The organism is Thiobacillus sp. 65-1402 (assembly GCF_001897685.1).
Taxonomy (GTDB): domain Bacteria; phylum Pseudomonadota; class Gammaproteobacteria; order Burkholderiales; family Thiobacillaceae; genus Thiobacillus.
Genome location: NZ_MKUG01000078.1, coordinates 1 through 10,936, shown reverse-complemented (window position 1 = coordinate 10,936; position 10,936 = coordinate 1). Strand labels below are relative to the sequence as shown.

General features: G+C 65.0%; 13 protein-coding genes. 10 read left to right on the top strand and 3 right to left on the bottom strand.

Going from position 1 to position 10,936, the window contains the following annotated elements; translation table 11 throughout:
* Nucleotides 1-205, top strand: a 205-nt coding sequence (locus tag BGO62_RS06645; RefSeq protein WP_296640482.1) for an IS4 family transposase, incomplete at its 5' end; no start/stop codon positions are given.
* Here BGO62_RS06645 and BGO62_RS06640 read toward each other — a convergent pair.
* Nucleotides 174-704, bottom strand: coding sequence for a hypothetical protein (locus BGO62_RS06640; protein ID WP_296640481.1), 531 nt, complete (start codon nucleotides 702-704; stop codon nucleotides 174-176). The two genes, BGO62_RS06645 and BGO62_RS06640, sit on opposite strands and share 32 nt — an antisense overlap.
* Nucleotides 705-759: 55 nt before the next feature.
* Nucleotides 760-1,806 (bottom strand): methyltransferase domain-containing protein, encoded by a 1,047-nt coding sequence (locus tag BGO62_RS06635; RefSeq protein WP_296640480.1) that lies wholly within the window; start codon nucleotides 1,804-1,806, stop codon nucleotides 760-762.
* A 520-nt stretch (nucleotides 1,807-2,326) separates the two neighbouring features.
* On the opposite strand from BGO62_RS06635, the gene aroB reads away from it, so the two are divergent.
* The 3 genes from aroB to BGO62_RS06620 all read left to right on the top strand — a co-directional run bounded on the left by aroB (nucleotide 2,327) and on the right by BGO62_RS06620 (nucleotide 5,641).
* Nucleotides 2,327-3,406 carry a 3-dehydroquinate synthase gene (gene aroB, locus BGO62_RS06630; protein WP_296640479.1) on the top strand — a complete coding sequence of 360 codons (1,080 nt, stop codon included), beginning with the start codon at nucleotides 2,327-2,329 and terminating at the stop codon, nucleotides 3,404-3,406.
* Between the two features lie 10 nt (nucleotides 3,407-3,416).
* The gene (locus tag BGO62_RS06625; RefSeq protein WP_296640477.1) at nucleotides 3,417-4,547 is read left to right on the top strand and encodes a deoxyguanosinetriphosphate triphosphohydrolase; all 1,131 of its coding nucleotides are present in this window, start codon (nucleotides 3,417-3,419) and stop codon (nucleotides 4,545-4,547) included.
* Between the two features lie 242 nt (nucleotides 4,548-4,789).
* Complete coding sequence (locus BGO62_RS06620; RefSeq protein ID WP_296640475.1) at nucleotides 4,790-5,641, top strand: sulfurtransferase; 852 nt, start codon at nucleotides 4,790-4,792, stop codon at nucleotides 5,639-5,641.
* Between the two features lie 49 nt (nucleotides 5,642-5,690).
* Here the strand turns inward: BGO62_RS06620 and BGO62_RS06615 are convergent, their stop codons facing one another.
* Complete coding sequence (locus BGO62_RS06615) at nucleotides 5,691-6,350, bottom strand: ComF family protein (protein WP_296640474.1); 660 nt, start codon at nucleotides 6,348-6,350, stop codon at nucleotides 5,691-5,693.
* A gap of 144 nt (nucleotides 6,351-6,494) precedes the next feature.
* Here BGO62_RS06615 and BGO62_RS06610 point away from each other — a divergent pair, with 144 nt between their 5' ends.
* From BGO62_RS06610 to BGO62_RS06585, 6 genes are all read left to right on the top strand, one after another.
* Complete coding sequence (locus BGO62_RS06610; protein WP_296640472.1) at nucleotides 6,495-6,947, top strand: hypothetical protein; 453 nt, start codon at nucleotides 6,495-6,497, stop codon at nucleotides 6,945-6,947.
* Between the two features lie 104 nt (nucleotides 6,948-7,051).
* Complete coding sequence (gene bioB / locus BGO62_RS06605) at nucleotides 7,052-8,005, top strand: biotin synthase BioB (RefSeq protein WP_296640470.1); 954 nt, start codon at nucleotides 7,052-7,054, stop codon at nucleotides 8,003-8,005.
* Nucleotides 8,002-9,162, top strand: a complete 1,161-nt coding sequence (gene bioF / locus BGO62_RS06600) for an 8-amino-7-oxononanoate synthase (protein ID WP_296640468.1) — start codon at nucleotides 8,002-8,004, stop codon at nucleotides 9,160-9,162. The genes bioB and bioF overlap by 4 nt, the downstream gene beginning before the upstream one ends.
* Entirely contained in the window at nucleotides 9,149-9,895 is a 747-nt protein-coding gene (bioH, locus tag BGO62_RS06595; RefSeq protein ID WP_296640465.1) for a pimeloyl-ACP methyl ester esterase BioH, read from the top strand. Before bioF ends, bioH begins: the two co-directional genes overlap by 14 nt.
* The gene (gene bioC, locus BGO62_RS06590; RefSeq protein WP_296640462.1) at nucleotides 9,888-10,808 is read left to right on the top strand and encodes a malonyl-ACP O-methyltransferase BioC; all 921 of its coding nucleotides are present in this window, start codon (nucleotides 9,888-9,890) and stop codon (nucleotides 10,806-10,808) included. Before bioH ends, bioC begins: the two co-directional genes overlap by 8 nt.
* Nucleotides 10,805-10,936, top strand: a 132-nt coding sequence (locus BGO62_RS06585) for a dethiobiotin synthase (protein ID WP_296640484.1), incomplete at its 3' end; no start/stop codon positions are given. The genes bioC and BGO62_RS06585, both read left to right, overlap by 4 nt.

Below are 10,936 nucleotides of genomic sequence, written 5' to 3'. Positions count from 1 at the left end.
GGCGGCCTATATCCTGAATCGGAAGAAGGTGCCGAAGACACCACCCAAACTCAACGAACTGGTGCGCCTGGTGGCGATGCTCGGCGGTTTCCTGGCGCGCAAGGGCGACGGCGAGCCGGGCGTGAAGACCATTTGGCTTGGCCTCCAGCGCGTCATGGATTTCGCCGCAGGAATCAGATTCGCTCGCGAGGCTCATGCACTATGAGTTGTGTGTAATGGAATGGGCCTGGCTGCCGATACATCTCGGGCAGTTGCTCGATGCGGGTGTAGTGACTGGAAATGTTTCTCCGATAAACAGTGAATGGGGTGCCAGGCTCGAAGCGTTTTTCGATGATTTCATGCAGTTGCGAGTAGAAGTCGGGCTGAACTGCAATATCCATGTTGGTGAAAATAAGATAGTCGCAGTGGGCCGCCCCGGCGCCGATCGTCAGGATGTCGGAAATCAGGGGGAGGGGTCTCTTTGGGGACATCGGACGGATGTCCTGGACGGTCCGGGCCAGATGGCCGGCGAGCTTGGCGGGGGGCTTGATCGCCACTTCATCGCCCGGCAGCACGACGGCATGAACCTCGACGTCGATTCCCTGCTTGTGCGCGTCTTCCACTGCGATGCGCAGGCTCTCGTAGGTGATTTTGCTCGCGATCCCGTGCTCGGAAGTTTCCGGGCATGGAAAGGGATTGATGATGTGACAGAAAGAGGTCGGCATGGTCGTGCGCCTGATTGGATCTGGAGTGGGTTGGTATGCCATCGAGCGTTGCGTTTCATGAAGCCGGCCGCGAGACCTCAAGGGATACCCGGGCATCGGTGCAGTGCAGATCGTGCGCGCCATCCCGCAGGGGAACGCGAAAGGCTACCAGCAGATGATCTCTGGCCGAACGCCAGTGCGGCGGCGTTCTGAAGGAAGGGCGGCAGGCAAGCCCTTTGCGCAGTGCATGGAAACGGCGCAGCCCGTATGCCAGATTCGGCAGGCAGCGATAAAACAGGTTGGCCGATGCCTGAAGGAAGGTTGCGGATGGTTTGGCAGGCTCGTGACTGAAGGTTTCCAAATCGGTGATCTCCAGTCCCAGTTCGTGCGAGATGAGTTTGCACCACTGCGGGTTAATGAACGAAAGATGTTCGGCAATACTGCAATACCAGTACATGCCGCGCATGAGGCGCCATGACCAGGCAGCGGTGTTGCCGGTGGAAACGATGATCAGGCCGCCTGGCCGGGTTGCCTTGGCCAGGGACCCGAGAAATTCTTTGGGGTTGCCTACATGCTCGATGACATCCATCGCCACAACGACATCGAAGGGGGTGGGCAGCGTTTCGAGATCTGAAAAGTCGCGTCCGACGATTTGAATTCCCTTGCTTGCAGCATGCTCTGCGGCACGCGGGTGGACTTCGATGCCCGCCCGCCGGTAGTCCGTGCCCAAATGGTCAAGAAAGCGGCCGTCGAAACAGCCGACATCGAGTACTGAATGGAGGCCGTCATTCTTGCGAATGATGGCCATGGCTATCTGCCAGTCCTGACGCCTGACAGGGTGGTACTGCCAGGAAGCGGCATCGCCCTGTCGATACAGGGCGTCCAGCTCGCGTTTGTCCGGCTGCGGGTGTCGCCAGTGGAGAGTGCACACGCGGCAGCGATACAGGCTGCCTCCTGGTAGCGGAGTGTCGAGTTTCCTTCCGGCAAACTCAAATGCGTCCGGGATGCTGCCAATGCGGGATATGCCAATTGAACCGCAGCCTGGGCATGATGGGGCGATCCCGGTATTCAAAGAGCGGTTTGTCGGCAGGGTTCCGTTGATATCTGCTGCAGGATGGCGCATGGATCAAGCTTCCTCACAAGCATGAGAATGTCGGTCAAGCGGAGCTGTTGTATGGTGTATTAACGAACGCCGATCGGTATGTGAACGGTACGTGATTTGATGGCCTTGCGCCAGACTTCGGGGACGCCGGCAAAAAGCTTGCCTTGCCTTGTGCTGCATTCGCCAGAAACGAGCCGTGCACCAGGTCCCTGAACAATGCGCTGGGAAGACAGCCTGTCCCAGGCTTTGATCGGGCGAAGCAGGAGGCGCCAAAAGTACAGCGGTCAGGTATGGCAGCCATGCTGAAACTGGATTGCGCACATGAAATTTCATCGGGTCCGGTGAAGCGACAGCATCAACCAAGGGTACGTCTGACCGATGCCGGCGCAGCATGGCTGAGCCGAGCCAGGCTGGCTTGAACGGGTTCATGGGTAATCATGCCAATCGGCCCGTATGGCAGCAAGTGACAGGAGACTTGCGGACTCAGGGAAAGTGGCTGCTTTGGTTACAATCAGGCAACTGTTCTCATTTTACTGGTTACATGCAAACCCTTAACGTCGATCTCGGCGACCGTTCCTACCCCATACACATTGGCGCCGGCTTGCTTGATCACGCTGACTTGCTGCTGCCGCACCTGCCGCAAAAGCGGGTGGCGGTGGTGACCAACACCACCGTGGCGCCGCTTTACCTGGAACGACTTACTGCCACCCTGCAGGCAGGCGGGGTGGCAGTGACCCCCATCGTGTTGCCGGACGGCGAGGCCTACAAGAACTGGGAAACGCTGAACCTGATCTTCGATGCGCTGCTGACCCAGCGGGCCGAACGCAAGACCACGCTGATCGCGCTGGGCGGCGGGGTGGTCGGCGACATGACGGGGTTCGCGGCGGCAAGCTACCAGCGTGGTGTGCCTTTCATCCAGATTCCCACCACGCTGCTGTCGCAGGTCGATTCCTCGGTGGGCGGCAAGACTGGGATCAACCATCCGCTCGGCAAGAACATGATCGGCGCGTTCTACCAGCCGAAAGTGGTGCTCGCCGACACCGCTACACTGAAGACGCTGCCGCCACGCGAACTGTCGGCGGGGCTGGCCGAGGTGATCAAGTACGGACTGATCCGGGATGCCGATTTTCTCGCCTGGCTGGAAGCCAACATGGCCAAGCTGCGCGCGCTCGATCCGGCGGCGATCGCGCATGCGATCTACCGCTCGTGCGAGATCAAGGCGCAGGTGGTGGGGCAGGACGAGCGCGAAGGCGGCATCCGCGCGATTCTCAATCTGGGTCACACTTTCGGCCATGCGATCGAGACCGGCATGGGCTACGGCAACTGGCTGCACGGCGAGGCGGTGGCGGCAGGCATGGTGATGGCAGCGCAGACCTCACAGCGCATGGGCTGGCTCAGCGAGGCTGAGGTCGAACGCACCCGTGCGCTGATCCGGGCCGCCGGGCTGCCGGACGTGGCGCCGGATCTGGGTGTCGACGCCTGGCTGGAATACATGGGCCACGACAAGAAAGTGGAGGGCGGAAAAATGCGCTTCGTGCTGCTGAAAAAGCTGGGCGAGGCGGTGATCACCGGTGACGTGCCGGCCGATGTGCTGAGCGGCGTGCTGACTGAGCCGCGCTGAAAGGAATTTGATGGAACTGTCGTTCGCTCCCTACGCAGCGCATTCCAGCCAAACCCGCGGGCGGCAGCATTCCGAGCCTTCGGCTGCGCCGCGCTCCGAATTTCAGCGCGACCGCGACCGCATCATCCATTCCACCGCATTCCGCCGGCTGGAATACAAGACCCAAGTGTTCGTCAACCACGAGGGCGACCTGTTCCGCACCCGCCTCACCCACAGTATCGAGGTGGCGCAGATCGGCCGCACCCTCGCGCGCCTGTTGAACCTCAACGAGGACCTGGTGGAGGCGGTGGCGCTGGCGCACGACCTCGGCCATACGCCGTTCGGCCATGCCGGGCAGGATGCCTTGAATGCCTGCATGCGCGAACATGGAGGCTTCGAGCACAACCTGCAGTCGCTGCGTGTGGTCGATCTGCTGGAAGAACGCTATGCCGGGTTCGACGGACTGAACCTCACCTTCGAGGCACGCGAGGGCATCCTCAAGCATTGCTCGCTGGGCAATGCCGAAAAACTCGGCGTGCTCGGCGAACGTTTCCTGAACAAGCAGCAACCCTCGCTCGAAGCGCAGATTGCCAACCTGGCTGACGAGATCGCCTACAACAATCACGACGTCGACGACGGCCTGCGTTCCGGCCTGATCACCGAGGAGCAATTGGCGGAAGTGCAGTTGTTCGCGCGCCACCAGAGCGAGGTACGCAGCCTGTATCCGACGCTGGGCGGGCGCCGCGTGGTGACCGAAACCGTGCGCCGCATGATCAATACGCTGATCCTCGACCTGGTCAACACCACCCGCATCAATATCGAAAACAGCGGCGTGCAGACGCTGGAAGAGGTGCGCGCGGCGCCGCCGCTGGCGGCATTCAGCCCGGCACTGCTCGACGAGCACCGCGAACTCAAGCGCTTCCTGCTGCGCCATCTGTACCGCCATTACAAGGTGGCGCGGATGAGCGCCAAGGCCAACCGCATCATCACCGACCTCTATACCGCGTTTACCGGCGATGCCCGCCTGCTGCCGCCCGAACACCAGGCGCGCGAGTCGCTGGAAGGCGCGCGTGCCGTGGCGGATTACATCGCCGGCATGACCGATCGCTATGCCATGCGCGAGCACCGGCGGATTTTTGCGGTGGAAGAAATCTACGGGTGAGGTGCGCGACGCCTAGCTGAAGCGGGCAGGGTGCGGCGCAAGATTCCGTGAGTATTTCGTACTGTTTTCCGCGCATTTTCTTTCCCTGAAACTCCGTAAGTTTTATTTATAAACTCCCGGCCTGTCGATAGGTTGCGTATATGGACGTGGGTGCGCTCAACCCGCATCGGCCTGCACGCACCTTGTCGCGATCCAGCTTGCCGCCAGGCAGGCTTCTTTGCACTACAGACCAGGAGAATTGAATGAGTGTACTGATTGAACCCGACGACCTGCAGGCCGCGATGGCGAACGAGCCCATGGTCATCATCGATACCCGCGATCCCGCCGCCTATGCCAGGGGCCATCTTCCCGGCGCAGTGAACCTGCGCGAGATTTTTACCCATCTGGCAACCTCCGATCCGCAGGGGCTTGAAGTCCTCAAGGGAAAGTTTGCCGAGATGTTCGGCTCGGCGGGTCTGTCGGGCAAGGAAACCGCCGTGCTGTACGAAGACGCCATGGACTCGGGTTTCGGTCAGTCGTGCCGGGGCTATTTCATTCTCAACTATCTTGGCTATCCCAAGATCAAGGTGCTGCACGGCGGTTACCAGGCCTGGCAGGCAGCCGGTTTGCCGACCAGCACCGAAACGGTGGCGCCGACGCCGGCAGCGTTCCCGCTGGGCGGCTCGGCCGACGTGATGGTGGACGCCGACGAAGTGCTGGCAGCGATGGACGCCGGCGGGGTGACGCTACTCGACGTGCGCGACGTCGACGAGTGGATCGGTGCGAGCTCGTCGCCGTACGGCCGTGATTTCAGCCCGCGTAAAGGCCGCATTCCCGGCGCGCGCTGGATCGAGTGGTATCGCATGATGAAACCCGGCGCCGCCGGCCCGGTATTCAAGGCCAAGGAGGAGGTGCTGGCTGAGTGCCTCACCGCCGGCATCACGCCGGAAACGCCGGTGATCCTGTATTGCTTCAAGGGCGCGCGCGCGTCCAACACCTTCCTCATCTTCAAGGAGGCCGGGGTCAAGAATGTGAAGATCTACTTCGGCTCGTGGAACGAATGGTCGCAGGATCCGGAACTGCCGATCGAGGAGGGATTCCCCCGGGCTTGCTGAGGCCGCTGCGCCTCAGCGCCTATCCGCGCCCCCGTTGCGGGGGCGTTTCTCATGGCGGCGGCAGCGTGCGTGCCGCCGCCCAGCAGCTCACCTCGCGCGCGCCTGCCCGCTTCAGCGTCGCGGCCAGTTCGTCGAAACTGGTCCCGGTCGTCATCACGTCGTCGATCAATGCGATATGCAATCCCCGAACGCCATCCGAACACGTGAATGCGCCGCGCACATTGCGCTGCCGCGCTGCGTGCTTCAGCCCCATTTGCGGCGGCGTGTCGCGGATGCGCCGGCAACTGGCGACATCGAGCGGAAGCCGGAGCCGCCTTGCCGTCTCGCGTGCGATTTCGGTGGCGTGGTTGAAGCCGCGTTCGCGGATACGCTGCGCGTGCAGCGGCATGGCGATCAGCCGGTCGGGGCGGGGGGCGGCTGCCACGGCGCGGGCCAGGCACTCGCCCAGTACCGGCGCAACCGCAAGCCGGCCGTGGTATTTCAGATGCGGGATCAGGCGGTCGAGCGGAAAGGCATAAGCCAGCGCCGCAAAGCTGCGATCGAATGCGGGGGGATGCTTGAGGCAGGCGCCGCATACCTGGCCTGCGGGCGTAGGGGTGGCGCAGTGCGGACACTGCGGCTGGCTGTGCCAGGGCAGATCGGCCAGGCAGGCGCCACACAGGTGGCGGTTTCCCGCTGCGGCCCCGCACAGCAGACAGGCGCGGGGCATGCGGTGCCACGCCAGGCGGGACTTCAGCGAGGAGTAGGCCGGCGCCGCCTTGCGGAGCGCGAAACGATTAAAAATTGATCTGATGTTCAATTTTTCCCCTGCCCTGATTTGACAGGGGCGGCGCCACCCCCGAGAATTCGGGCCATGAAAACCGCGCATTTCATTCCTGCCGCCTCCTCCCGTTTTGCCGCGCAGTTGTTCAACATCATCACCGTTTCGGTGATGATGTTGTCGCTCACCGCGATGCTGCTGGGCAAGCTGCTTGCCAGCCAGAAAGTCGGTTTCCTGCCTTTCGTGCTGTCGCTGCCGCCCTTGATGATCTGGCTGGGCGCGTCGATTTTCGTCTACGCCAGCATTGCCCATCATCCCAACCCGCGCTCCGCGCACTACAACAAATGGGCAGGCTACCGCTTTTATGGCGTGATGGGCAGCCTGATGGTGATCGGGCCGGCGCTCTACGGCCTGCTTGACGGCTGGCGAGGCCTGATGCTGGTGCTGGGGCTGGCGGTGTTGATCATCGTGCCGTGGGCGCTGTTCGATATTTTCAGGGCCGCGCGCGAGCCGTGGACGGATATGACCGTCGAGGTGGAGGCGTGAGCCGCAAGCAGGATTTACCCGCGTAGCGGGATGTGCACGGTCGCGCATGGCCGCGGCCGCCGAATGGCCCCGCAGCGCCCGACGATTTGACGAGACGACAATCCATGAATGACATGACCCAACCCCATAGCCGCCTGTCCATGGCGGAGATCGAAGCGCTGTTCGAACTGCCGTTTGCCGACCTGATGTACCGGGCGCAGGCGGTGCACCGCGAACACTTCGATCCCAACCGTGTGCAGTTGTCGACGCTGCTGTCGGTCAAGACCGGCGGCTGTTCCGAGGACTGCGGCTACTGTCCGCAGTCGGCGCGCTACGACGCCGGGGTGGAAAACCAGGGGCTGCTCGATCTCGACGACGTGCTCAAGGCGGCGAAAGCCGCCAAGGTCGCCGGCGCTTCGCGCTTCTGCATGGGGGCGGCGTGGCGCGGGCCGAAGCAGCGCGATCTCGAACCGGTGCTCGACATGGTGCGCGAGGTGAAAGCGCTGGGCCTGGAGACCTGCGCCACCCTGGGGATGCTGAAGGACGGCCAGGCCGAGCAGTTGAAGGAGGCCGGGCTCGACTATTACAACCACAATCTCGACACCGCGCCCGAGTTCTACGGCGAGATCATCACCACCCGCGAATACCAGGACCGTCTCGACACGCTGGAACGCGTGCGCCGCGCCGATCTGCACGTCTGCTGCGGCGGCATCGTCGGCATGGGCGAGTCGCGCACCCAGCGCGCCGGCCTGATCGCGCAGCTGGCCGCGCTCGACCCGCAGCCGGAATCGGTGCCGATCAACCTGCTGGTTCAGGTCGAGGGCACCCCGCTCGCCGGCACCGAGGCGCTCGAGCCGCTGGAATTCGTGCGCACCATCGCGGTCGCGCGCATCTGCATGCCGAAGAGTTTCGTGCGGCTGTCGGCCGGCCGCCAGCAGATGAGCGATGCGGTGCAGGCGCTGTGCTTCCTCGCCGGTGCCAACTCGATCTTCTACGGCGAAAAGCTGCTCACCACCGGCAACCCGGAGTGGGAGCGCGACCAGCGCCTGTTCGACAGCCTGGGCCTGATGCCGTTGTGACGCACGCCGCGCTGACCCGTCTGCAGGACGGGCTGGCGGCGCTGCAGGCCGATCATCTGGAGCGTCGCCGCCTGCTGCTCGATGGCGTGCAGGGCGCCCGCGTCACGATCGATGGCCGGCGCGTCGTCTCGTTCTGCAGCAACGACTATCTCGGTCTCGCCGCCGAGCCGGCGCTGGTGCGGGCCGCGCATGCGGCACTGGACAAATGCGGCGTCGGCGCCGGGGCGGCGCATCTCATCGCCGGCCACCACCGCTTCCATGAGGACTTCGAAGCCGCCTTCGCGCGCTTCGTCGGCAAGCCGGCGGCGCTGCTGTTCACCACCGGCTACATGGCCAACCTCGGCGTGCTGACCGCGCTGCTCGGGCGCCGCGGCGAAGTGTTCGGCGACAAGCTCAACCACGCCTCGCTGGTTGACGCCGCGCAGCTGTCCGGCGCGACGCTTACCCGCTATCGCCACAACGACCTGGCCCAGCTCGAAGGGCAACTGGCGGCGAGCAAGGCGCAGGACAAGCTTATCGCCTCGGACCTGGTGTTCAGCATGGACGGCGACATAGCGCCGGTCGATGCGCTGCTCGACCTGGCCGAGCGCCATGACGCCTGGCTCTATCTCGACGACGCGCATGGCTTCGGCGTGCTGAACGACGGCCGCGGCGGGCTCAGCGAGCGCGCACGGGCGAGCGACCGCGTGATCTACCTGGCCACCCTGGGCAAGGCGGCCGGCGTGGCGGGCGCGGCGGTGGCCGCGCATGCCAGCGTGATCGACTGGCTGATCCAGAAAGCGCGGCCCTACATCTACACCACCGCCTCGCCGCCGCTGCTGGCGGCGTGCCTGCTGGAAAGCCTGCGCCAGATCGCAGCCGGCGACGCGCGGCGCGAGCGCCTGCGCGGCCATGTCGCGCAGCTGCGTGAAGGCCTGGCCGGCCTGAAACACGGCGCGCTGCTGCCGTCCGACACGCCGATCCAGCCGCTGGTGGTCGGCACCAACGACGCAGCGGTGCGTTTGTCGCAAGCCTTGCTGCAGCGCGGTCTGCTGGTGGCCGCGATCCGCGCCCCGACGGTGCCCGTCAACACGGCGCGGCTGCGCATCACCCTGTCGGCGGCGCACAGCGCGGACGATGTCGCGCTGCTGGTCGAGGCCCTGCATGCCGTCGCCTAAGCCCTTCCTCGCGCTGCTGCACGGCTGGGGTATGAATGCCCGCGTATTCGACGAGCTGGCGGTGCTGCTGGCGGCCGCTTTCGAGGTGCGCGCGTTCGATCTGCCCGGCCACGGCGGGCGTGATGCCGTGGCTGACAACACCCTGCGCGGTTGGGCCGACGACCTGGCACAACAGCTGCCGGAGGGTGCGACGCTGCTCGGCTGGTCGCTCGGCGGGCAGGTGGCGATGCGTGCGGCGCTCGATCACCCGCACAAAATCGCGCGCCTGGTGTTGCTGGCATCGACGCCTAAATTCGTCGCCGCGGAAGACTGGCCGCACGGCATGGCGCCGGCCGCCCTGGAGGATTTCGGCGCGGCGCTGCTGGCCGAGCCGGAGATGACCTTGCTGCGTTTCCTCAGCCTGCAGACGCGCGGCATGCCGGGGCAGAAGACGCTGCTGCAGCGGCTGCGGCAGACGCTGCTGGCAGCGCCCGCGGCCAGCAGCGAGGCCCTGGCGGGCGGGCTGGCGATGCTGCGCGACACCGATCTGCGTGCGGAGTTGCCGCAGCTGGCGCAGCCGGTTCTGGTGCTGCATGGCGCGCTCGACACCCTCACGCCGGCGGCGGCCGGCGCCTGGCTGGCCGAGGCCCTGCCGCGCGCACAGCACATCGCGTTTTGCCGTGCCGCGCACGCGCCGCACTTGTCGCACGCTGAAGAGGTGGCCGCTGCAATCGGGCGGTTTGCACATGGCTGAACCCGCACTCGATTTCGCCGAAGTGCGGCGCGCCTTCGACCACGCCGCCGCCAGCTACGACGCGCATGCGGTATTACAGCGCGAGGTGTGCGACCGCCTGCTGGAACGCCTCGACTTCGTGACCCTACAGCCGGGCCGCGTGCTCGATGTCGGCAGCGGCACCGGCTATGGCCTGGCGCATCTGCATGCACGCTACCCGGCGGCCGAACTTTGCGCGCTCGACATTGCCCCGTCCATGCTGTCGGCCGCGCGCGCGCGGCTGCCGCAGCCGACGCGGGCGCAGCGCGTGCTGGCGCATCTGCTGCCGCGTAACGCGCCGCAGCACTACGCGGTATGCGCGGACATGGGCCGCCTGCCGCTGGCGGCCAACAGCATGAACCTGGTCTGGTCGAGCCTGGCTCTGCAATGGGCGCACGATCTTGAAGCCACGTTGAAGGGCATGCATCGGGTGCTGGCGCCGGGAGGCCTGCTCATGTTCGCCACCTTCGGCCCCGACACGCTGAAGGAATTGCGCGCGGCGTTCGCCGCCATCGACGACGCACCGCACGTCAACCGCTTCATCGACCTGCACGACATCGGCGACATGCTGATGCATGCCGGTTTCGCCAGCCCGGTGATGGAGATGGAGATGCTGACGCTGACTTACGCCGATCTCAAAACCCTGATGCGCGATCTCAAGGGCATCGGTGCGCACAACGCGGCAACGGCGCGGCGCCGCGGGCTGCTTGGCAAATCGGCATGGATGCGGCTGGAGCAGGCGTATGAAACGCACCGGCTCGCAGGTCGCCTGCCGGCCACCTTCGAGGTGATCTACGGCCATGCGTGGGCAGGCGACAAAACGCAGCGCGAGGACGGACGCCAGGTGATCCGGCTGAAGATCGACGAGCGCCGCCGCCAGCGCGGACTGCCATGACGGCACGCGGGCTGTTCGTCGCCGGCACCGACACCGGCGTCGGCAAGACGCGGGTGGCGGTGGCGCTGATCCACGCCCTGCGCGCAGCGGGGCTGCGGGTGGCGGCGATGAAGCCGGTGTCGGCGGGC

What these genes read in the sequence shown, in the direction of transcription:
- bioH (WP_296640465.1), top strand. Translation starts at nt 9,149, where the DNA reads ATGCCGTCGCCTAAGCCCTTCCTCGCGCTGCTGCACGGCTGGGGTATG.
- BGO62_RS06640 (WP_296640481.1), bottom strand. Translation starts at nt 704, where the DNA reads ATGCCGACCTCTTTCTGTCACATCATCAATCCCTTTCCATGCCCGGAA.
- BGO62_RS06620 (WP_296640475.1), top strand. Translation starts at nt 4,790, where the DNA reads ATGAGTGTACTGATTGAACCCGACGACCTGCAGGCCGCGATGGCGAAC.
- aroB (WP_296640479.1), top strand. Translation starts at nt 2,327, where the DNA reads ATGCAAACCCTTAACGTCGATCTCGGCGACCGTTCCTACCCCATACAC.
- BGO62_RS06615 (WP_296640474.1), bottom strand. Translation starts at nt 6,350, where the DNA reads ATGCCCCGCGCCTGTCTGCTGTGCGGGGCCGCAGCGGGAAACCGCCAC.
- BGO62_RS06610 (WP_296640472.1), top strand. Translation starts at nt 6,495, where the DNA reads ATGAAAACCGCGCATTTCATTCCTGCCGCCTCCTCCCGTTTTGCCGCG.
- BGO62_RS06625 (WP_296640477.1), top strand. Translation starts at nt 3,417, where the DNA reads ATGGAACTGTCGTTCGCTCCCTACGCAGCGCATTCCAGCCAAACCCGC.
- BGO62_RS06635 (WP_296640480.1), bottom strand. Translation starts at nt 1,806, where the DNA reads ATGCGCCATCCTGCAGCAGATATCAACGGAACCCTGCCGACAAACCGC.
- bioC (WP_296640462.1), top strand. Translation starts at nt 9,888, where the DNA reads ATGGCTGAACCCGCACTCGATTTCGCCGAAGTGCGGCGCGCCTTCGAC.
- bioB (WP_296640470.1), top strand. Translation starts at nt 7,052, where the DNA reads ATGAATGACATGACCCAACCCCATAGCCGCCTGTCCATGGCGGAGATC.